At 59.3% G+C, this 22003-nt stretch carries 19 protein-coding genes; 18 read left to right on the forward strand and 1 reads right to left on the reverse strand.

Translation table 11 applies throughout. The features are described 5' to 3' along the window. Nucleotides 1-36 precede the first annotated feature (36 nt). Nucleotides 37-819 carry a type I methionyl aminopeptidase gene (gene map, locus M2497_RS07425; protein WP_016975842.1) on the reverse strand — a complete coding sequence of 261 codons (783 nt, stop codon included), beginning with the start codon at nucleotides 817-819 and terminating at the stop codon, nucleotides 37-39. 387 nt (nucleotides 820-1206) lie between these two features. Here map and rpsB point away from each other — a divergent pair, with 387 nt between their 5' ends. The 18 genes from rpsB (at nucleotide 1207) to tilS (ending at nucleotide 21941) form a co-directional block, all read left to right on the forward strand. Continuing rightward, nucleotides 1207-1944 carry a 30S ribosomal protein S2 gene (gene rpsB, locus M2497_RS07430; protein ID WP_003189158.1) on the forward strand — a complete coding sequence of 246 codons (738 nt, stop codon included), beginning with the start codon at nucleotides 1207-1209 and terminating at the stop codon, nucleotides 1942-1944. Nucleotides 1945-2135: 191 nt separating this feature from the next. Next, on the forward strand, nucleotides 2136-2999 hold the full coding sequence (gene tsf / locus M2497_RS07435) for a translation elongation factor Ts (protein WP_058425287.1): 864 nt from the start codon (nucleotides 2136-2138) through the stop codon (nucleotides 2997-2999). 209 nt (nucleotides 3000-3208) lie between these two features. Then, entirely contained in the window at nucleotides 3209-3952 is a 744-nt protein-coding gene (gene pyrH / locus M2497_RS07440) for a UMP kinase (RefSeq protein ID WP_003189161.1), read from the forward strand. After that, on the forward strand, nucleotides 3949-4506 hold the full coding sequence (gene frr, locus M2497_RS07445) for a ribosome recycling factor (protein ID WP_012722596.1): 558 nt from the start codon (nucleotides 3949-3951) through the stop codon (nucleotides 4504-4506). Before pyrH ends, frr begins: the two co-directional genes overlap by 4 nt. Nucleotides 4507-4523: 17 nt before the next feature. Beyond that, nucleotides 4524-5279: a polyprenyl diphosphate synthase gene (gene uppS, locus M2497_RS07450; protein ID WP_016974405.1), complete on the forward strand. Its 756-nt coding sequence runs from the start codon at nucleotides 4524-4526 to the stop codon at nucleotides 5277-5279. Then, nucleotides 5280-6086: a phosphatidate cytidylyltransferase gene (locus M2497_RS07455; RefSeq protein WP_248486630.1), complete on the forward strand. Its 807-nt coding sequence runs from the start codon at nucleotides 5280-5282 to the stop codon at nucleotides 6084-6086. Then, nucleotides 6083-7273 (forward strand): 1-deoxy-D-xylulose-5-phosphate reductoisomerase, encoded by a 1191-nt coding sequence (ispC, locus tag M2497_RS07460; protein ID WP_248486632.1) that lies wholly within the window; start codon nucleotides 6083-6085, stop codon nucleotides 7271-7273. The genes M2497_RS07455 and ispC overlap by 4 nt, the downstream gene beginning before the upstream one ends. A gap of 53 nt (nucleotides 7274-7326) precedes the next feature. Next, nucleotides 7327-8679: a sigma E protease regulator RseP gene (rseP, locus tag M2497_RS07465; RefSeq protein WP_248486634.1), complete on the forward strand. Its 1353-nt coding sequence runs from the start codon at nucleotides 7327-7329 to the stop codon at nucleotides 8677-8679. A gap of 74 nt (nucleotides 8680-8753) precedes the next feature. Beyond that, on the forward strand, nucleotides 8754-11141 hold the full coding sequence (bamA, locus tag M2497_RS07470) for an outer membrane protein assembly factor BamA (protein ID WP_058425283.1): 2388 nt from the start codon (nucleotides 8754-8756) through the stop codon (nucleotides 11139-11141). Between the two features lie 45 nt (nucleotides 11142-11186). Continuing rightward, the gene (locus tag M2497_RS07475) at nucleotides 11187-11690 is read left to right on the forward strand and encodes an OmpH family outer membrane protein (protein ID WP_003172279.1); all 504 of its coding nucleotides are present in this window, start codon (nucleotides 11187-11189) and stop codon (nucleotides 11688-11690) included. Nucleotides 11691-11693: 3 nt separating this feature from the next. Continuing rightward, nucleotides 11694-12749 (forward strand): UDP-3-O-(3-hydroxymyristoyl)glucosamine N-acyltransferase, encoded by a 1056-nt coding sequence (gene lpxD, locus M2497_RS07480; protein ID WP_248486636.1) that lies wholly within the window; start codon nucleotides 11694-11696, stop codon nucleotides 12747-12749. A gap of 111 nt (nucleotides 12750-12860) precedes the next feature. Next, on the forward strand, nucleotides 12861-13301 hold the full coding sequence (gene fabZ, locus M2497_RS07485; protein WP_003172281.1) for a 3-hydroxyacyl-ACP dehydratase FabZ: 441 nt from the start codon (nucleotides 12861-12863) through the stop codon (nucleotides 13299-13301). Beyond that, on the forward strand, nucleotides 13298-14074 hold the full coding sequence (gene lpxA / locus M2497_RS07490; protein ID WP_058425281.1) for an acyl-ACP--UDP-N-acetylglucosamine O-acyltransferase: 777 nt from the start codon (nucleotides 13298-13300) through the stop codon (nucleotides 14072-14074). The genes fabZ and lpxA overlap by 4 nt, the downstream gene beginning before the upstream one ends. A gap of 2 nt (nucleotides 14075-14076) precedes the next feature. Continuing rightward, a complete protein-coding gene (lpxB, locus tag M2497_RS07495; RefSeq protein WP_248486638.1) occupies nucleotides 14077-15216 on the forward strand; it encodes a lipid-A-disaccharide synthase in 1140 nt (379 codons plus the stop codon). Further along, a complete protein-coding gene (rnhB, locus tag M2497_RS07500; RefSeq protein ID WP_248486640.1) occupies nucleotides 15213-15845 on the forward strand; it encodes a ribonuclease HII in 633 nt (210 codons plus the stop codon). Before lpxB ends, rnhB begins: the two co-directional genes overlap by 4 nt. A 76-nt stretch (nucleotides 15846-15921) precedes the next feature. Further along, entirely contained in the window at nucleotides 15922-19443 is a 3522-nt protein-coding gene (gene dnaE, locus M2497_RS07505) for a DNA polymerase III subunit alpha (protein ID WP_071496928.1), read from the forward strand. A 129-nt stretch (nucleotides 19444-19572) separates the two neighbouring features. Further along, nucleotides 19573-20520 carry an acetyl-CoA carboxylase carboxyltransferase subunit alpha gene (locus M2497_RS07510; protein WP_248486642.1) on the forward strand — a complete coding sequence of 316 codons (948 nt, stop codon included), beginning with the start codon at nucleotides 19573-19575 and terminating at the stop codon, nucleotides 20518-20520. A 101-nt stretch (nucleotides 20521-20621) separates the two neighbouring features. Further along, entirely contained in the window at nucleotides 20622-21941 is a 1320-nt protein-coding gene (tilS, locus tag M2497_RS07515; RefSeq protein ID WP_248486644.1) for a tRNA lysidine(34) synthetase TilS, read from the forward strand. Nucleotides 21942-22003: the final 62 nt, after the last annotated feature.

Consider the following 22003-nt stretch of genomic DNA (forward strand, 5'->3'; position numbering starts at 1 on the left):
CAGTCACAACACAGTGGGGGAAAACCAAAGCAACCTTTAGGCCGAAACGCGTGGGATCGTGTCGTCAGCGCGCAGGGTAAAGATCTCGTAGCCGGTTTCGGTGACCAGCAAGGTGTGTTCCCACTGGGCCGAGAGCTTGCGGTCCTTGGTGATGGCGGTCCAGCCGTCGCCCAGCACCTTGGTGTCGGCCTTGCCCTGGTTGATCATTGGTTCGATGGTGAAGGTCATGCCTGCCTTCAGTTCCATACCGGTGCCGGCACGGCCGTAGTGCAGGATCTGCGGCTCTTCGTGGAAGACGGTGCCGATACCGTGGCCGCAGAATTCACGTACCACCGAGAAGCCGTTCTTTTCAGCGTGCTTCTGGATCACTTCGCCGATGTCGCCCAGGCGGCAGCCGGGCTTGACGATCTCGATGGCCTTGTACATGCATTCCTGGGTGACCTGGGACAGGCGCTCGGCCCAGACCGGTACGTTACCGACGTGGAACATACGGCTGGTATCGCCAAAGTAGCGGTCTTTGATCACGGTGACATCGATGTTCAAGGTGTCGCCATCCTTCAACGGCTTGTCGCCGGGAATGCCGTGGCAGACCACGTGGTTGACCGAGGTGCAGATCGACTTGGGGAAGCCCTTGTAGTTCAGCGGCGCAGGGATGGCGCCCTGCACGTTGACGATATAGTCGTGGCAGATCTGGTTGAGGGTCTCGGTGGTGACGCCGGGCTTGACGTGTTCGGCAATCATTTCCAGCACGTCGGCAGCCAGTTTGCCGGCGATGCGCATGCCAGCGATGTCTTCGGCGGTTTTCAAGCTAACGGTCATACAGGCTCTCTCTAGCGCGACGCGCTGAAATCAATACGGTTTACGGGCGTGCGACAAAAGGTTGCAGAATTCGCACAAGCCACAGAAAACGCGATTCTAACAGACCATGGCGTCAAATCATGAGCCTCTGATGATCGCTTCTGTCTATAAGGTAGGGCTATGTCGGCTCTATTCAAGGGGTTACACGAAGGCGCGCTACGGCAAATGTGATTGCGTGTTCCGTTTTTGCCGATGCTGTGGTATAAAATGCGCCGCTTTCCGGGGATACCCCGCAAAGCTTAAATCCACACACGTGTCGACACGATGACCTGGGTGCCGGAGGCCTTGATGCCGCTGGTTGGTCATTGGGATACGTGGAGGCCAAACCCGACTTATTAAGGAACTATCATGTCCCAAGTCAACATGCGCGATATGCTGAAGGCCGGTGTGCACTTCGGTCACCAGACCCGTTACTGGAACCCGAAAATGGGTAAGTACATTTTCGGCGCGCGTAACAAGATCCACATCATCAACCTTGAAAAAACCCTGCCAATGTTCAACGAAGCGCTGACTTTCGTAGAGCGCCTGGCCCAGGGCAAAAACAAGATTCTGTTCGTCGGCACCAAGCGTTCCGCTGGCAAGATCGTTGCTGAAGAAGCAGCACGTTGCGGTTCGCCGTACGTCGATCACCGCTGGTTGGGCGGCATGCTGACCAACTTCAAAACCATCCGTGCTTCCATCAAGCGTCTGCGTGACCTTGAAGTGCAAGCCGAAGACGGTACTTTCGCCAAGCTGACCAAGAAAGAAGCGCTGATGCGCTCCCGTGACCTGGAAAAGCTCGATCGTTCCCTGGGTGGTATCAAGGACATGGGCGGTCTGCCTGACGCACTGTTCGTTATCGACGTTGATCACGAGCGCATCGCGATCACCGAAGCCAACAAGCTGGGCATCCCTGTTATCGGCGTAGTCGATACCAACAGCAGCCCGGAAGGCGTTGACTACATCATCCCAGGCAACGATGACGCAATCCGCGCTATCCAGCTGTACATGGGTTCGATGGCTGACGCTGTGATCCGTGGTCGCAACCACGTTGCTGGCGGTACCGAGCAGTTCGTTGAAGAAGCTCCGGTAGCTGCCGCTGAGTAATTAGCGCCCTGGCGTTGACTCAGTAAGCAAAAAGGGGGCTTGGCCCCCTTTTTGCCACCTCGAAAACCATTTGTCGGCAGCGCAGCTACATCATCTGTAACGTGCAGCGGCCTACAAGGGAGATTCGGGAAGAATTGATCGCCCGTTTGATCGGGTGGAATGGTTGAAAACCTATCCAAGAGGATTTTGAAATGGCAGAGATTACTGCAGCGTTGGTTAAAGAACTGCGTGAGCGTACCGGCGAAGGCATGATGGATTGCAAAAAGGCCTTGACCAAGGCCGGCGGCGACATCGAAAAAGCCATCGACGACATGCGTGCCTCCGGCGCCATCAAGGCCGCCAAGAAAGCTGGCAACGTCGCTGCTGAAGGCGCTATCGCTCTGGTTGAAGACGGTAAAGCCGCCGTTCTGCTGGAAGTGAACTCGCAGACCGACTTCCTGGCCCTGCAAGATGACTTCAAGGCATTCGTTGCTGCCAGCGTCAAGAAAGCATTCGATGAGAAGCTGACTACCGTTGAGCCTCTGATCGAAGCCCAAGAAGCTGATCGCCTGGTTCTGGTTGGCAAGGTTGGCGAAAACGTCAACATCCGTCGCCTGACTCGCGTTGAAGGTGATGTGGTTGGTGGTTACCTGCACGGCAACAAGATCGGTGTAGCTGTTGTTCTGAAAGGCGGCGACGTTGAGCTGGCCAAAGACATCGCTATGCACGTTGCTGCCAGCAACCCTGAGTTCCTGCTGCCTTCGGAAGTGTCTGCCGAAGCGATCGAGCGTGAAAAAGCTGTGTTCCTGAGCCTGAACGCCGACAAGATCGCCGGCAAGCCAGAGAACATCGTTGAAAACATGATCAAAGGCCGTATCAGCAAGTTCCTGGCTGAAGCGAGCCTGGTTGAGCAGGCGTTCGTCAAGAACCCTGAAATCAAGGTTGGCGAACTGGCCAAGAAAGCCGGTGCTGAAATCGTTTCCTTCACCTACTACAAAGTAGGTGAAGGCATCGAGAAGCCGGTCGACAACTTCGCTGAAGAAGTTGCTGCCCAGCTGGCTGCCGCCAAGCAATAAGACAGTTTTCAACTGTCGCCCGAAAGAGGCTGCCCGCTCACGCGCGCAGCCTCTTTTCAAATGGGAAGGCTGATTTTAATTGGCTTCCTTTCGGAACTGGCTTACAAAGCCGTGTTCCGATGGCGCTGTGACAGCGTCCAGCTAGAGTGAACGCAAGCCGTAAACGGCTCGCCAAGAATTTTTAAAATACGCCGCAGGAGAGATTCGCAATGGCTCAGCAGGGCAGTGGTTATCAGGCTCGCTATAAACGCATTCTACTCAAGCTTAGCGGCGAGGCCCTGATGGGCTCGGAAGAGTTCGGGATCGATCCCAAGGTGCTTGACCGCATGGCGCTGGAAGTCGGCCAGTTGGTCGGCATCGGCGTGCAGGTTGGCCTGGTGATCGGTGGTGGCAACCTGTTCCGCGGCGCGGCACTGAGTGCTGCAGGCATGGATCGGGTCACCGGCGACCACATGGGCATGCTGGCCACTGTGATGAACGCCCTGGCCATGCGCGACGCCCTGGAGCGTGCCAATATCTCGGCTATCGTGATGTCGGCTATTTCCATGGTCGGCGTGACCGATCACTATGATCGCCGCAAAGCCATGCGCCACCTGAACTCCAAGGAAGTGGTGATCTTCGCGGCCGGCACGGGTAACCCGTTCTTTACCACCGATTCGGCAGCCTGCCTGCGCGCCATCGAGATCGATGCGGACGTGGTGCTCAAGGCGACCAAGGTGGATGGCGTGTACACCGCAGACCCGTTCAAAGACCCGCATGCCGAGAAGTTCGATCATCTGACCTACGATGAAGTGCTGGATCGCAAGCTGGGCGTGATGGACCTGACGGCTATTTGCCTGTGCCGCGACCACAAGATGCCACTGCGCGTATTTAACATGAACAAGCCCGGCGCCCTGCTGAATATCGTACACGGCGGCGCAGAAGGGACTCTGATCGAGGAAGGCCAACAATGATCAACGAAATCAAGAAAGACGCCCAAGCGCGTATGCAGAAATCCCTGGAGTCTCTGAGCCATGCATTCGGCCAGATTCGTACCGGCAAGGCGCACCCGAGCATCCTGGGCAGCGTGATGGTGCCTTACTACGGCTCTGATACGCCTATCAGCAGCGTTGCCAACATTACCGTTAAAGACTCGCGCACCCTGCAAGTCGTAGCCTTTGAGCGCAACATGCTGGGTGCTGTCGACAAGGCCATCCAGAGCGCCGGTTTGAACCTCAACCCGACCAACCTGGGTGAGTTGCTGCTGATCTCCATGCCGGCCTTGACTGAAGAGACCCGCAAGGGCTTCACCAAGCAGGCTCGCAGCGCTGCAGAAGACGCGCGTGTTGCTGTACGTAATATCCGTCGCGATGCCTTGGGTGACCTGAAGAAGCTGGTCAAGGACAAGGAAATCAGTGAAGACGAAGAGCGTCGTGCCACCGCCGATATCGACAAGTTGACCAAGGATGCCGAGGCCCAGATCACCAAGGCCACGGAAGAAAAAGAAAAGGACCTGATGGCCGTATAAGGGGTCAGGACGCCTTCATGGAAAAGACCAAGCAGACTGTGCCCTCCGTGGTGCCGCGCCATGTCGCGATCATCATGGATGGGAATAATCGCTGGGCGAAGAAGCGCTTTATGCCGGGTGTCGCCGGGCATAAAGCGGGTGTCGATGCGGTAAGGGCTGTGATCGAGGTGTGTGCCGAGGCCAAGGTCGAAGTGTTGACCCTGTTTGCGTTCTCCAGTGAGAACTGGCAGCGGCCCGCCGAAGAAGTCAGTGCCTTGATGGATCTGTTCTTCAAGGCCCTGCGTCGTGAGGCCAAGCGCCTTAACGACAACAACATCAGCTTGCGCATCATTGGCGACCGCTCGCGTTTCCACCCGGAACTTCAAGCTGCCATGCGTGAGGCTGAGGCGATCACGGCTGGCGCCAACCGTTTTGTGCTACAGATCGCAGCCAACTACGGCGGCCAGTGGGATATCGCCCAGGCAGCGCAGCGGCTGGCTCGTGAAGTGCAGGCCGGCCATCTGCGCCCAGACGACATCACGCCTGAACTGTTGCAAACCTGCCTGGTGACCGGTGACCTGCCGTTGCCGGACCTGTGCATCCGCACCGGTGGTGAGCACCGCATCAGTAATTTCCTGCTGTGGCAGCTGGCCTATACCGAGCTGTACTTCTCCGACCTGTTCTGGCCGGACTTCAAACACGATGCCATGCGTAATGCACTGGCCGATTTCGCTTCCCGTCAGCGTCGCTTCGGTAAAACGAGCGAGCAGATCGAAGCTGGAGCCCGGGTTTAAATGCTTAAACAACGAATCATCACGGCACTGATCCTGTTGCCGATTGCCCTGTGCGGGTTTTTCCTGCTCGACGGCTCCGGCTTTGCGCTGTTTATCGGCCTGGTTGTCACCCTGGGTGCCTGGGAATGGGCGCGCCTGGCGGGGTTCAGTGCGCAGCTCCCACGCGTGGTGTATGCCGCTGTCGTGGCTGCCTTGGCGTTTCTCTTGTACATCCTGCCGGACCTCGCGCCCTGGGTGTTGGGGGCGGCAGTGTTGTGGTGGGCGCTGGCGACGTTCCTGGTACTGACCTATCCGCGCACCAGCGGTCAATGGACCAGTGTTGCCTGCAAGCTGGTGATTGGCTTGCTGATCCTGCTGCCGGCTTGGCAAGGGCTGGTGGAGATCAAGCGTTATCCAATGGGTAACTGGTTGATCCTGGCAGTCATGGTGCTGGTGTGGGGGGCTGATATTGGTGCCTACTTCTCCGGTCGGGCTTTCGGCAAGCGCAAGTTGGCGCCGGCGGTCAGTCCGGGCAAGAGCTGGGAAGGTGTCTATGGTGGTTTGGCGTTGACGCTGATGATCGCGCTGGTCGTCGGTGTGGTGCGCGGTTGGGCGGCGAAGGAAATCTTCCTGGCGCTGCTGGCCACGGCCATTGTCGTGCTTGTTTCGGTGGTGGGCGACCTCACTGAAAGCATGTTCAAGCGTCAGGCGGGTATCAAGGACAGCAGTAACCTGCTGCCCGGTCACGGTGGTGTATTGGATCGTATCGACAGCCTGACGGCGGCCATCCCGATCTTCGCAGTGCTGCTATGGATGACTGCTTCGTGAGCCGCCTTCAACAAGTGACCGTGCTGGGTGCAACCGGCTCGGTTGGGCTGAGCACCCTGGATGTAATTGCGCGTCATCCTGATCGCTATCAGGTCTTTGCCCTTACTGGGTTTAGCCGCCTGAGCGAGCTGTTGGCCTTGTGCGTGCGCCACGCACCGCGCTTCGTCGTAGTGCCTGAGGCAGGAGCGGCGCGTGGCTTGCAGGATGATCTGCGGGCTGCTGGGCTGGCGACTCGAGTGTTGGTGGGCGAGGAGGGGTTGTGTCAGGTCTCGGCTGACGCCGAGGTGGATACCGTGGTCGCCGCTATCGTCGGTGCCGCCGGCCTGCGTCCAACCCTCGCCGCTGTAGATGCCGGCAAGAAGATCCTGCTGGCCAACAAAGAAGCGCTGGTCATGTCTGGCGCGCTCTTCATGCAGGCGGTGCGCAAAAGCGGCGCCGTGCTGCTGCCGCTCGACAGCGAGCACAACGCGATCTTCCAATGCATGCCCGGCGACTATGCGCGTGGCTTGAGCCAGGTTGGCGTGCGTCGGATCCTGCTGACCGCCTCCGGTGGTCCGTTCCGGCAAACTCCTCTGGCCGAGCTTGAGCATGTTTCGCCCGACCAGGCGTGCGCTCATCCGAACTGGTCCATGGGGCGTAAGATCTCGGTGGATTCGGCGAGCATGATGAACAAGGGCCTGGAGCTGATCGAGGCGTGCTGGTTGTTCGATGCACGGCCGGATCAGGTCGAAGTGGTGATTCACCCGCAAAGTGTGATCCATTCCCTGGTCGACTATGTAGACGGTTCGGTCCTGGCCCAGTTGGGCAACCCCGATATGCGCACGCCGATCGCCAATGCCTTGGCCTGGCCGGAGCGGATTGATTCCGGTGTCGCCCCGCTGGATCTGTTTGCAGTGGCCCGCCTGGACTTCGAGGCGCCGGATGAGCAGCGCTTTCCTTGCCTGCGCCTGGCCCGGCAAGCGGCCGAAGCGGGTAACAGTGCGCCGGCAATGCTGAATGCGGCCAACGAAGTGGCTGTGGCGGCGTTTCTCGAACGGCGCATCCGCTTTCCGCAGATCGCGAGTATCATCGAGGACGTCCTGGCGCTTGAGCCTGTCGTGGCGGTGAATGACCTGGCGGCGGTATTCGAAGCCGATACCAAGGCTCGCGCCCTGGCAGAGCAATGGTTGAGCTGCAACGCGCGTTAGTCTGTGGGCGGGTTCGAGCCTTCAGGCACTGGATTGGAATGCGGAGAAATTAGATGAGTGCGCTTTACATGATTGTCGGCACCCTGGTTGCTCTGGGTGTGCTGGTTACCTTCCACGAATTCGGTCACTTCTGGGTGGCACGTCGTTGCGGCGTCAAGGTATTGCGCTTTTCCGTCGGCTTCGGCATGCCGCTGTTGCGCTGGCACGACCGCCGTGGCACGGAGTTCGTGATCGCGGCCATCCCATTGGGTGGCTACGTCAAGATGCTCGATGAGCGTGAAGGCGAGGTGCCGGCAGACCAGTTGGATCAATCCTTCAATCGCAAGACCGTTCGTCAGCGTATCGCCATTGTTGCTGCAGGTCCGATCGCCAACTTCCTGTTGGCGATGGTGTTCTTCTGGGTATTGGCCATGCTGGGCAGCCAGCAGGTGCGGCCGGTGATCGGTGCAGTTGAGGCGGACAGCATTGCCGCCAAGGCAGGGCTGGTTGCTGGACAAGAAATTGTTTCCATTGATGGCGAACCCACCACAGGTTGGGGTGCAGTCAATTTGCAGTTGGTGCGTCGCCTGGGTGAAAGCGGCACCGTGAATGTAGTGGTGCGCGAGCAGGACTCCACGGCCGAGAGCCCGCGTGAGCTGGCTCTCGACCACTGGCTCAAGGGCGCTGATGAGCCTGATCCGATCAAATCCCTGGGCATACGTCCATGGCGTCCGGCCTTGCCGCCGGTGCTTGCCGAGCTGGATCCGAAAGGTCCGGCCCAGGCTGCGGGCCTGAAAACCGGCGATCGCCTGCTGGCTCTCGATGGTCAGCCACTGGGTGACTGGCAACAGGTGGTCGATCTGGTTCGTGTACGCCCTGATACCAAAATTGTGCTGAAAGTTGAACGCGACGGTGCTCAAATCGACGTCCCTGTGACCTTGTCGGTTCGCGGGGAAGCCAAGGCGGCCGGGGGTTACCTGGGCGCCGGAGTCAAAGGTGTCGATTGGCCGCCATCGATGGTACGTGAGGTGAGTTTCGGGCCGTTGGCGGCAATTGGCGAGGGTGCGAAACGCACCTGGACCATGAGTGTACTGACGCTCGAATCCCTCAAGAAAATGTTGTTCGGCGAGCTCTCGGTAAAAAACTTGAGTGGACCGATAACCATTGCTAAAGTGGCGGGCGCTTCTGCCCAGTCGGGTGTCGCGGATTTCCTGAATTTCCTGGCTTATCTGAGTATTAGCCTGGGGGTTCTGAATTTGCTGCCCATTCCAGTATTGGATGGGGGGCATCTGTTGTTTTATCTGGTCGAGTGGGTGCGTGGTCGCCCCTTGTCGGATCGGGTGCAGGGTTGGGGGATACAGATCGGTATCAGTTTGGTGGTCGGGGTGATGTTGTTAGCCCTGGTCAACGATCTGGGTCGACTGTAACGCTTCGCTGAATTGCGAATCTGCCGCATTTTGCGGCAGTTTGTTTATTGCCAGTTGGAATAAGAAAGGACTTCATGAAACGTCTGCTGCTAACTGCGGTTCTCACCGTATTGATGATCGCCGAAGTTCACGCCGAGTCCTTCACCATCTCCGATATTCGCGTCAACGGCCTCCAGCGGGTTTCCGCGGGTAGCGTCTTTGGTGCCTTGCCGTTGAACGTTGGGGAACAGGCTGATGACCGTCGCCTGGTGGAATCCACTCGTGCGCTGTTCAAAACCGGTTTCTTTCAAGACATCCAACTGGGTCGCGAAGGCAACGTCCTGGTCATCACTGTGGTCGAGCGACCTTCCGTCGCCAGTATCGAGATCGAAGGCAACAAGGCGATCTCGACTGAAGACTTGATGAAGGGTCTGAAGCAATCCGGCCTGGCCGAAGGCGAGATCTTCCAACGCGCCACCCTCGAAGGTGTGCGTAACGAGCTGCAACGCCAGTACGTTGCCCAGGGCCGCTACTCCGCGACCGTGGAAACGGAAGTGGTGCCGCAGCCGCGCAACCGTGTCGGCCTCAAGGTCAACATCAACGAAGGCACTGTGGCGGCGATCCAGCACATCAACGTGGTAGGCAATACCAAGTTCTCTGATGACGACCTGATCGACCTGTTCGAACTCAAGACCACCAACTGGCTGTCGTTCTTCAAGAACGATGACAAGTACGCCCGTGAAAAACTGTCCGGTGACCTGGAGCGTCTGCGTTCCTACTACCTGGACCGTGGCTATATCAATATGGATATCGCTTCGACCCAGGTGTCCATCACCCCGGACAAGAAGCACGTCTACATCACCGTCAACGTCAACGAAGGCGAGAAGTACAAGGTTCGCGACGTCAAGCTGAGCGGCGACCTGAAAGTGCCTGAAGACCAGGTCAAGGCGCTGTTGCTGGTGCAGAAAGACCAGGTGTTCTCGCGCAAGCTGATGACCACCACGTCCGAACTGATCACCCGTCGCCTGGGCAACGAAGGCTACACCTTCGCCAACGTCAACGGTGTGCCGACGCCCCATGATGATGACCACACCGTGGACATCACCTTCGTGGTCGATCCAGGCAAGCGTGCCTACGTGAACCGTATCAACTTCCGTGGCAACACCAAGTCTGCGGACGAAGTGCTGCGTCGTGAAATGCGTCAGATGGAAGGCGGCTGGGCCTCGACTTACCTGATCGACCAGTCCAAGACCCGTCTTGAGCGCCTCGGCTTCTTCAAGGAAGTCAACGTCGAAACCCCGGCCGTACCGGGTGTGGATGACCAGGTTGACGTGAACTACGCCGTGGAAGAACAAGCATCGGGTTCCATCACCGCCAGCGTCGGTTTCGCACAGAGCGCCGGCCTGATCCTCGGCGGTTCGATCACCCAGAACAACTTCCTGGGTACTGGTAACCGAGTTTCCATCGGCCTGACCCGAAGCGAATACCAGAGCCGATATAACTTCGGTTATACCGACCCCTACTGGACTGCTGACGGTGTGAGCCTGGGCTACAACGCCTTCTATCGCACCACTGACTACAAAGACCTCGACGTTGACGTAGCCAGCTATGCAATCGACAGCCTTGGTGCTGGCGTGAACGTGGGTTACCCGATCAGCGAGACCTCGCGTCTGACGTTCGGCTTGACCGCGCAGCAGGATGAGATCAAGACCGGTGTCTACACCGTGGACGAAATCTTCGACTTCACCCGTCGTGAAGGTGACAAGTTCCTGAACTTCAAGGCGTCCGCCGGCTGGTCCGAGTCGACCCTGAACAAAGGTGTACTGGCGACCCGTGGTCATTCCCAGAGCCTGACCCTGGAAACCACCACGCCGGGCAGCGACCTGTCGTTCTTCAAGCTCGACTACCGCGGCCAGCTGTTCCAGCCGTTGAGCGACAACTACACCATGCGCCTGCACACTGAGCTGGGTTATGGCGATGGTTATGGTTCCACCAATGGTCTACCGTTCTACGAGAACTACTATGCGGGTGGCTTCAACTCCGTACGTGGTTTCAAGGACAGCACCCTGGGCCCGCGTGGTACTCCGAGCCGTGGTGTTGGTGTAACCGGTAACCAGGGCACCGTAGCGGACTCCGACAACGACCCACTGCCGTTCGGTGGTAACGTCCTGATCCAGGGTGGTGCGGAAATCCTGTTCCCGCTGCCGTTCGTGAAAGATCAGCGCTCCCTGCGTACTTCGGTATTCTGGGACGTGGGTAACGTGTTCGACTCCAAATGCGAGCAGATCCGTAACCCGAGCGGCGTGAAGTCCAACACTCAGTGTAACGACGTGAGCCTGAGTAACCTGGCAAGCTCCGTGGGTGTGGGTGTGACCTGGGTGACTGCGCTTGGCCCATTGAGCTTTGCTCTGGCCATGCCGATCAAGAAACCGGATAACGCTGAAACCCAGATTTTCCAATTCTCCCTCGGCCAGACGTTCTAAGCGTCTGACCCAAGATAACGACAACGGATTCTGTAGGAGTACATCGTGCGTAAGTTGACTCAATTGGTGCTGCTGGCAACCGTGCTGGTAACCACCCCGGCCTTCGCCGAAATGAAAATTGCCGTCCTGAACTATCAGATGGCCCTGCTGGAATCCGATGCGGCCAAGAAATACGCCGTGGATGCCGAGAAAAAATTCGGTCCGCAACTGACCAAGCTCAAGACCCTGGAAAGCAGCGCCAAGGGCATCCAGGATCGTCTGGTAGCCGGTGGTGACAAGATGCAGCAAGGCGAGCGCGAGCGTCTGGAGCTTGAATTCAAGCAAAAGGCCCGTGACTACCAGTTCCAGTCCAAGGAGCTGAACGAAGCCAAGGCTGTAGCTGACCGTGAAATGCTGAAGCAGCTGAAGCCGAAACTCGACAGCGCTGTGGAAGAGGTCATCAAGAAGGGTGCCTTTGACCTGGTGTTCGAGCGTGGCGCTGTGATCGACGTCAAGCCTCAATACGACATCACCCGTCAGGTGATCGAGCGCATGAACCAGCTGAAGTAAGCCATGACCGCGACTATCAAGCTCGGCGAGTTGGCCGAGTTCCTGGGGGCCACCTTGCGTGGCTCCCCGGAGAAGGAAATCACTGGGCTAGCCACCTTGCAGGAGGCTGGCCCAGCTCAGTTGAGCTTCCTCGCAAACCCCCAATACCGTAAATACCTGGTCGACAGCCAAGCCGCAGCCGTTTTGCTGAAGGCCGCCGATGCCGAAGGGTTTGTCGGGGATGCGCTGGTGGTGGCCGACCCGTACCTGGCGTATGCGCGGGTGTCGCACCTGTTCGATCCGAAACCCAAGGCCGCCAGCGGTATTCACCCATCTGCGGTGATCGCCGATGATGCCCAGGTTGACGCCGCAGCCAGCATCGGTGCCTTTGCGGTGATCGAGAGCGGTGCGCGCATTGCGGCGGATGTGACCATAGGTGCTCATTGCTTTATCGGTGCGCGCTGCGAAATCGGCGCAGGCGGTTGGCTGGCACCCCGTGTAACCCTGTACCACGACGTGCGTATTGGTGAGCGTGTGGTCATCCAGTCGGGTGCCGTGATAGGCGGTGAAGGCTTTGGCTTTGCCAATTCCAAGGGTATCTGGAACAAGATTGCCCAGGTCGGCGGCGTATTGATCGGCGACGACGTGGAAATTGGTGTGAACACGGCTGTCGATCGCGGGGCCCTGGCCGACACCGTGATCGGCAACGGCGTGAAGCTCGACAACCAGATCCAGATCGCCCACAACGTACAGATTGGCGATCACACCGCCATGGCAGCCTGTGTGGGCATCTCCGGCAGCACCCGGATCGGCAAGCATTGCATGCTCGCCGGTGGCGTCGGGCTGGTGGGGCACATCGATATTTGCGACAACGTTTTCATCACCGGCATGACCATGGTCACCCACTCTATTACCGAGCCTGGGGCCTATTCTTCCGGTACCGCCATGCAGCCCGCAGCTGAATGGCGCAAGAGTGCAGCACGGTTGAGGCAGCTCGACGACATGGCTCGACGTCTCAAACAGCTGGAAAAGCGTGTTGGGGACGTGACCCCTGGCGGTAATGCTTCATCAGAAGGCTGATACCATTTCCATATCAAGTGTGCACAGCCGCTAGACTGCCTCCTTGATTTGCTAGCGGGGCGTGCTTTTAGTTCGCCCGCCCCCAATCTTTATTACAGGCTTCCCCCCGAAATGATGGACATCAACGAGATTCGCGAATACCTGCCTCACCGTTACCCGTTCCTGCTGGTGGATCGCGTAGTGGACCTCAATGTCGAGGAAAAGCGCATTCGTGCCTACAAGAATGTCAGCATCAACGAACCGTTCTTCAATGGTCACTTTCCTGCGCATCCGATCATGCCGGGTGTGTTGATCATCGAGGCGATGGCCCAGGCTGCCGGTATCCTTGGTTTCAAAATGCTCGACCTCAAGCCTGCCGATGGCACGCTTTACTATTTCGTGGGCTCCGACAAGTTGCGTTTCCGCAACCCGGTTACTCCGGGTGACCAGTTGATCCTGGAAGCCAAGTTCATCAGCTGCAAGCGCCAGATCTGGAAGTTCGAATGCCAGGCCTCGGTGGATGGCAAGCCGGTGTGCTCTGCCGAGATCATCTGTGCGGAACGCAAACTATGAGTTTGATTGACCCTCGCGCAATCATCGATCCGTCGGCCGTTCTGGCCGCCGACGTTGAGGTCGGCCCTTGGTCGATCATCGGCGCAGGTGTGGAAATCGGCGAGGGGACTGTCATCGGGCCGCACGTGATCCTCAAAGGTCCGACCCGCATTGGCAAACACAATCGCATCTACCAGTTCTCCTCGGTAGGCGAAGACACCCCGGACATGAAGTACAAGGGTGAAGAGACCCGCCTGGTAATCGGTGATCACAACATCATCCGTGAAGGCGTGACCATTCATCGTGGTACCGTGCAGGATCGGGCTGAAACCACCCTGGGCGACCACAACCTGGTCATGGCCTACGCTCATATCGGTCACGACAGCGTGATCGGCAACCACTGCATCCTGGTCAACAACACCGCGTTGGCCGGCCATGTGCATGTTGACGATTGGGCAATCCTGTCCGGGTTCACCCTGGTTCATCAGTACTGCCATATCGGTGCTCATAGCTTCTCCGGCATGGGCACCGCCATTGGCAAGGATGTTCCGGCATTCGTCACGGTATTCGGCAACCCCGCCGAAGCCCGCAGCATGAACTTCGAAGGCATGCGCCGTCGGGGTTTCAGCGAAGAAGCCATCCACGCCCTGCGCCGCGCCTACAAGGTGGTTTACCGCCAGGGGCTCACGGTGGAACAGGCGTTGACCCAACTGACCGAGCCGGCAGCGTTGTTCCCGGAAGTCGCGGTGTTCCGTGACTCGATCCAGGCGTCGACTCGCGGCATCACCCGCTGATCATGGCTAATCTGCGTATCGCGCTGGTGGCCGGGGAAGCTTCCGGCGACATTCTGGGCGCCGGTCTTATGCGGGCCCTCAAAGCCCAGCATCCTGCGGTGGAGTTCATCGGTGTTGGTGGCCCGCTGATGCAGGCTGAGGGGCTTACGTCCTACTTCCCCATGGAGCGTTTGTCGGTCATGGGGTTGGTCGAGGTGCTGGGTCGCCTGCGCGAGCTGCTGGCCCGCCGCAAGTTGCTGATCCAGACCCTGATCGAAGAAAAGCCTGACGTCTTTATCGGAATCGACGCGCCGGACTTCACCCTCAATATCGAACTCAAGTTGCGCCAGGCCGGCATCAAGACGGTGCACTATGTCAGCCCGTCCGTCTGGGCGTGGCGGCAGAAGCGTGTGCTCAAGATCCGCGAAGGCTGCGACCTGATGCTGACGTTGCTGCCGTTCGAAGCGCGGTTCTATGAAGAAAAGGGCGTGCCGGTGCGGTTTGTCGGGCACACCCTGGCCGACACTATTCCCTTGCAGGCGGATCGCGCGGCCGCGCGTGCCGAGTTGGGCTTGCCCGACGGCTCCTTGGTTGCGTTGATGCCGGGCAGCCGTGGCGGCGAAGTCGGTCGCCTGGCCTCGGTGTTTTTCGACGCTGCCGAGCGTCTGCAGGCCCTGAAGCCAGGCGTACGTTTCGTGTTGCCCTGCGCCAGCCCGCAACGTCGTGCGCAGATCGAGACATTGCTGGAAGGGCGCAACCTGCCGTTGACTCTGCTCGATGGTCAATCGCACCTGGCCCTGGCGGCCTGTGATGCGGTGCTGATCGCCTCGGGGACGGCCACGCTGGAGGCCCTGCTGTACAAGCGCCCGATGGTGGTGGCCTACCGCCTGGCGCCGCTGACGTTCTGGATTCTCAAGCGCATGGTCAAAAGTCCTTACATCTCCCTGCCCAATCTGCTGGCCCAGCGCCTGTTGGTGCCGGAGTTGTTGCAGGACGATGCAACGCCAGAGGCGCTCGCGCAAACCCTGCTCCCCTTGATCGACGGCGGCGAAGAACAGACCCGTGGTTTCGACGCTATCCATCGCATACTGCGCCGTGATGCCTCGAACCAGGCGGCAGACGCTGTATTGACGTTGATCGGCCAGAAACAGGAGGCGATATGAGTGCGCAAATGGGCCTGGATTTCAGCCTGGTTGCCGAAGCCCACGAACTGGTGGCCGGTGTTGACGAAGTCGGGCGCGGGCCCTTGTGTGGCGCCGTGGTCACGGCGGCAGTGATCCTCGATCCAAACCGTCCGATCCTCGGCCTCAACGACTCGAAAAAACTCACCGAAGCGCGGCGCGAAAAGCTCTACGACGAGATTTGCGAGAAAGCCCTGAGTTGGCACATCGCCCGGGCCGAAGTTGAAGAAATCGATGAATTGAACATCCTCCACGCCACCATGCTCGCCATGCAGCGTGCAGTGGAGGGCCTGCACATCACGCCCAAGCTGGCGATGATCGATGGCAACCGCTGCCCCAGACTGGCCATGCCATCGGAGGCGGTGGTGAAGGGTGATAGCAAGGTGCCGGCGATTGCGGCGGCCTCCATCCTGGCAAAGGTCAGTCGTGATCGTGAAATGGCGGCTTTCGAATTGATCTACCCGGGCTATGGCATCGGCGGTCATAAAGGCTACCCGACGCCCGTTCATCTGGAAGCCCTGGCACGTCTTGGCCCTACACCGATCCACCGCCGCTCGTTCGCCCCGGTGCGTCAGGCTTACGAGGCGCGGGAGAGTCTCAGCGAGGTGTAGTCGCGAGGCTGATGTTTTTGCCAAGGCCCGGTACAATCCGGGCCTTGTTGTCTCCACGTTTCTAGACAGGATCACTATGCCGGCTTCATTCGTTCACCTACGCCTGCACACTGAATACTCCCTGGTCGACGGCCTGGTACGGATCAAACCGCTGGTCAAAACCCTGGTGGGCATGAACATGCCTGCGGTCGCGGTCACCGATCAGAACAACATGTGTTCCTTGGTCAAGTTCTACAAGAACGCCATGGGCGCCGGTATCAAGCCGATCTGCGGCGCTGACCTGTGGCTGTCCAACAAAGACCCGGATAACCCCCTGAGCCGTATCAGCCTGCTGGCGATGAACGGCGTGGGTTATCGCAACCTTACCGAACTGATCTCCCGTGGTTTCATCGATGGCCAGCGCAATGGTTCGATCATCATCGAGCGCGAATGGGTCGCCGAGGCCAGCGAAGGCCTGATCATGCTGTCGGCCGCCAAAGAGGGTGAGATCGGTATCGCGCTGCTGGGGGGCAACCCCCAAGAAGCCGAAGTACTGGCCAAGGAATGGATGCAGGTCTTCCCCGACCGTTTCTACCTGGAAGTCCAGCGTACCAACCGGCCCAACGATGAAGAGCACCTGCACGCCGCCGTGGCCCTGGCCGACAAGCTGGGCGCGCCGCTGGTGGCGACTAACGATGTGCGCTTCATCAAGAAGGAAGACTTCGAAGCCCACGAAACCCGCGTGTGCATCGGTGAAGGCCGGGCCCTGGATGACCCGCGTCGTTCGAAAAACTACAGCGAAGAGCAGTACCTCAAAAGCGCCGATGAAATGGCCGAGCTGTTCAGCGACCTGCCCGAGGCCCTGGAAAACTCCGTCGAGATCGCCAAGCGCTGCAATATCGAAGTGAAGCTGGGCAAGCACTTCCTGCCCAACTTCCCGATTCCGGATGGCATGACCATCGATGAATATTTCCGCAAGGTGTCCTTCGACGGGCTGGAAGAGCGCCTTAGCGTTCTGCTGCCCAAGGACACCACCGAAGATTACGAGGCCAAGCGCCAGGTCTATGTGGACCGGCTGAATTTCGAGCTGGATATCATCATCCAGATGGGGTTCCCCGGTTACTTCCTGATCGTGATGGACTTTATCCAGTGGGCCAAGAACAACGGCGTGCCGGTTGGTCCGGGCCGTGGGTCAGGTGCCGGTTCGCTGGTGGCCTATGTGCAAAAGATCACCGACCTTGATCCGTTGGAATATGACCTGCTGTTCGAACGTTTCCTGAACCCGGAACGGGTTTCCATGCCCGACTTCGACGTCGACTTCTGCATGGATGGCCGTGACCGCGTGATCGAATACGTGGCCGAGAAATACGGCCGCAACGCGGTCAGCCAGATCATCACCTTCGGTTCCATGGCGGCGAAAGCGGTAATCCGCGACGTGGCTCGGGTGCAGGGCAAGTCCTACGGCCTGGCGGATCGCCTGTCGAAGATGATCCCGTTCGAAGTCGGCATGACCCTGGAAAAGGCCTATGAGCAGGAAGAAATCCTGCGCGACTTCATCAAGGTCGATGAAGAAGCGGCCGAGATCTGGGAGATGGCCCGCAAGCTTGAAGGCGTGGTGCGTAACGTCGGTAAGCACGCGGGTGGCGTGGTCATCGCGCCGACCAAGTTGACTGACTTTTCGCCGATCTATTGCGATGAAGAGGGCGACGGCCTGGTCACCCAGTTCGACAAAGATGACGTGGAGGCGGCCGGCCTGGTGAAGTTCGACTTCCTCGGCCTGCGGACCCTGACCATCATCGACTGGGCGCTCAAGACCATCAACCGCGACCGCGCCAAGGTGGGCGAAGAACCTCTGGACATCGCTTTCATCCCGCTGGACGACAAGCCGACCTACACCCTGCTGCAAAAAGCCGAAACCACGGCGGTGTTCCAGCTTGAATCGCGCGGCATGAAAGAGCTGATCAAAAAGCTCAAGCCCGACTGCCTGGAAGACTTGATCGCACTGGTGGCCCTGTTCCGTCCGGGCCCGCTGCAATCGGGCATGGTGGACGACTTTATCAACCGTAAACACGGGCGCGCCGAGCTGGCCTACCCGCACTCGGACTACCAGTACGAAGGCCTCAAGCCGGTATTGGCACCGACCTACGGCATCATCCTGTATCAGGAACAGGTGATGCAGATTGCCCAGGTGATGGCCGGTTACACCCTGGGTGGCGCGGACATGCTGCGTCGAGCCATGGGTAAGAAAAAACCCGAGGAAATGGCCAAGCAGCGCGGCGGTTTCATTGAAGGTTGCGCGACCAACAATATCGACGCCGACCTCGCGGGTAACATCTTCGACCTGGTGGAGAAATTCGCCGGTTACGGCTTCAACAAATCCCACTCCGCCGCCTACGGCCTGGTGTCGTACCAGACCGCCTGGCTGAAAGCCCACTACCCGGCGCCGTTCATGGCGGCGGTACTTTCGGCGGATATGCACAACACCGACAAGGTCGTGACCTTGATCGAGGAAGTGCGCACCATGAAGCTGCGCCTCGATGCGCCGGACGTGAACGCTTCGGAGTTCAAGTTCACGGTGAACGACGAAGGCCGCATCATTTATGGCCTGGGCGCGATCAAGGGCGTCGGCGAGGGGCCGGTGGAAGCCATCACCGAAGCGCGCCAGGACGGTCCGTTCAAAGACTTGTTCGACTTCTGCGCACGGGTTGACCTCAAGCGCATCAACAAACGAACCCTCGATGGCCTGATCCGCAGCGGCGCGCTCGACCGTCTCGGCCCGTATTTCCATGATGAGCCCAAGGCTTATCAGGCGAACATCGACCGTAACCGCGCGGTGCTGCTCACCGCCATGGAAGAAGCGATCAAGGCGGCCGAACAGACTGCCCGCACCCATGACAGCGGCCATGCCGACTTGTTTGGCGGGTTGTTCGTCGAAGAAGATGCAGATGTGTACGGTAACCACCGCAAGGCCAAGGAACTGACCCTCAAGGAACGCCTGAAGGGTGAGAAAGACACCCTGGGCCTGTACCTGACCGGCCATCCGATTGACGAATACGAAGGTGAAATCCGCCGCTTCGCCCGTCAGCGCATCATCGACCTGAAACCGGCGCGGGACACCCAGACCGTTGCCGGCATGATCATCGCCCTGCGGGTGATGAAGAACAAGAAGGGCGACAAGATGGGTTTTATCACCCTCGACGACCGCTCGGGCCGTATCGAAGCGTCGCTGTTTGCCGACGCGTTCCACTCCGCCCAGTCGTTGTTGCAGACCGATGCCATGGTGGTCGTGGAGGGGGAGGTCAGCAACGATGACTTCTCCGGTGGCTTGCGCCTGCGGATCAAGCGGGTGATGAGCATGGAAGATGCGCGCACCAATCTGGCCGAAAGCCTGCGTTTGAAGGTGAAAACCGAAGCGCTCAAGGGCGATCAGCTACGCTGGTTGGGCGACCTGCTCAAACGCCACCGTGGTGCATGCCCGGTGACCATGGAGTACACCGGCAATGACGCCAAGGCCATGTTGCAGTTTGGCGAGACCTGGCGAATTGATCCTGCGGATGGCTTGATTCAAGCTTTGCGTGACCAGTTCGGGCGAGACAACGTCTTCCTCCAATACCGTTGACGGTCAGATATGTCTGACCTCGGCTAAACATTTAATCTCGACCTAAACGCGCCTCTCCCTTAAGGTAGGGCGCGAATAGACAACCGGCTGGCCAGGCACGCCCTGGCCGTCGACCCAAGACGGACGCTTATGAACCCGAATTTTCTTGATTTCGAACAGCCGATCGCTGACCTGCAAGCCAAGATCGAAGAGCTGCGCCTGGTCGGCAATGACAATTCGCTGAATATCGGCGATGAAATCTCCCGCCTGCAAGACAAGAGCAAAACGCTCACCGAAGACATCTTCGGCAAGCTGACCAGCTGGCAGATCGCGCGCCTGGCTCGCCACCCGCGCCGTCCTTACACCCTGGACTACATTCAGCACATTTTCACCGAGTTCGACGAGCTGCATGGCGACCGCCATTTCTCCGACGACGCCGCCATCGTCGGCGGTATCGCCCGCCTGGACGACCAGCCGGTGATGGTGATCGGTCACCAGAAAGGCCGTGAAGTGCGCGAGAAAGTCCGTCGCAACTTCGGCATGCCGCGTCCAGAGGGCTACCGCAAGGCGTGCCGCCTGATGGAAATGGCTGAGCGCTTCAAGATGCCGATCCTGACCTTCATCGACACCCCGGGCGCTTATCCGGGGATCGACGCCGAAGAGCGCAACCAGAGCGAGGCTATCGCCTGGAACCTGCGCGTCATGGCCCGCCTGAAAACCCCGATCATCGCCACCGTCATTGGTGAGGGTGGCTCCGGTGGTGCGCTGGCCATTGGTGTCTGTGACCAGTTGAACATGCTGCAATACTCGACCTACGCGGTGATCTCGCCGGAAGGTTGCGCCTCGATCCTGTGGAAAACCGCCGAAAAGGCACCGGACGCTGCCGAAGCCATGGGCATTACCGCTGATCGCCTCAAAGGCCTGGGTATCGTGGATAAAGTGATCGCCGAGCCATTGGGCGGCGCCCACCGTGACCCGGCTGCCGCCGCTGCGACCATCCGCACCGAACTGGGCTCGCAACTGGCGATGCTCAAGAAGCTGGATAACGAAGCGCTGCTGGCCCGTCGTTACGAGCGTCTGATGAGCTACGGCCTCTAAGACCCACGCAATACCCAAATGTGGGAGGGGGCTTGCCCCCTCCCACATTTGCTTTGTGTATGCTTGGTGGGCGTATTACAGATCAGAGGCGGTAACTTGCTATGAAACCGGCTCTGCCCGCCAGACTCTTGCAAACCCTGGCCCCCTGGCGCAGCGCCCCGGCCTGGCACATTGCGTTCTCCGGCGGCCTTGATTCCACCGTCCTGCTGCACCTCCTGGCCAACCTGGCCAAAACCGAGACCCTGCCCCCCCTCAGCGCTGTCCATGTCCACCATGGCCTGCAGGCTGCCGCCGACGCGTGGCCCGCTCATTGCCAGTCGATCTGTGACAGCCTGGGCGTGCCTTTGCGCGTTATGCGTGTGCAGGTGCGGCCCGGCGCCAGTCTTGAGCGTGCCGCCCGTGACGCGCGTTACCAGGCTTTTACCGAGGTGGCCGGGGCAGGGCAGGTAGTGCTGACGGGCCAGCACCGCGATGATCAGGCTGAAACCCTGTTGTTTCGACTGCTGCGTGGGGCTGGGGTGCGTGGGCTGGCAGCGATGCCCGTGCAGCGTCGATTGGCTGGTGGCGACTTGGTGCGGCCGCTGTTGAATGTCTCCAGGGCGGAGTTGGAAGCCTACGCCCACACGCATCAGCTCCAATGGATCGAAGACCCTTCCAACGCAGATTCGCGGTTCTCCCGCAATTACCTGCGCCACCGCGTGCTTCCTGCACTGATGGAGCGTTGGCCCCAGGCCGTCTCAAGCCTGGCGCGCACCGCCGAACACCTGAGTGAAGCCCAGGGCCTGCTCGATGAGCTGGCGCAGATGGACCTGCAGGCCGCCGACCAACCGTCCCCCTTTCCCTGGCTGCCTCTACCGTCCTTGGCCCTTGCACCGCTGCGCGAGCTTTCCGATGCCCGTCAGCGCAACGCCCTACGTAATTGGCTGACGCCGCTGACGCGCCTGCCCGACAGCGACCACTGGGCAGGTTGGCATTCCCTGCGCGATGCCAAGGTCGATGCACAGCCCCTGTGGCGCCTGGCCGACGGCGAGTTGCACCGTAGCGGCGAACGCATCTGGTGGCTGCCTATCGCATGCTCGGAATTTTCTGACGCATCGCTGAGCTGGCCCGATCCGCAAAACCCACTAGAGTTACCCGGCAATGGCCAGTTGACGTTCACCGGCAAGGTGCCCGAAGGGCCGCTGGAGATCCGCTACCGCCAGGGCGGCGAAATCATCGAAGTACCCGGTCGCGGCCGGCGTGACTTGAAGCGCCTGCTTAACGAAAGTGGCCTGCCGGGCTTCCTCCGTGGCAGATTGCCGCTGCTGTATCAAGGCCCGCAGTTGCTGGGCGCGCCCAGCCTTGCGGGACTGTGGCCGTCGGCAAGTGATGACTGGCAATTACATTGGATGCCACAGACCTGCGATCAAGGTTTGAGCTGATAGCGCCTTTCCGGTAGACTACGCTCCCTTCTTGATACAACTTCTGTGGATTCGACTGAATC

Source organism: Pseudomonas sp. CYM-20-01, assembly GCF_023169845.1.
GTDB classification, from domain to species: domain Bacteria; phylum Pseudomonadota; class Gammaproteobacteria; order Pseudomonadales; family Pseudomonadaceae; genus Aquipseudomonas; species Aquipseudomonas azotoformans.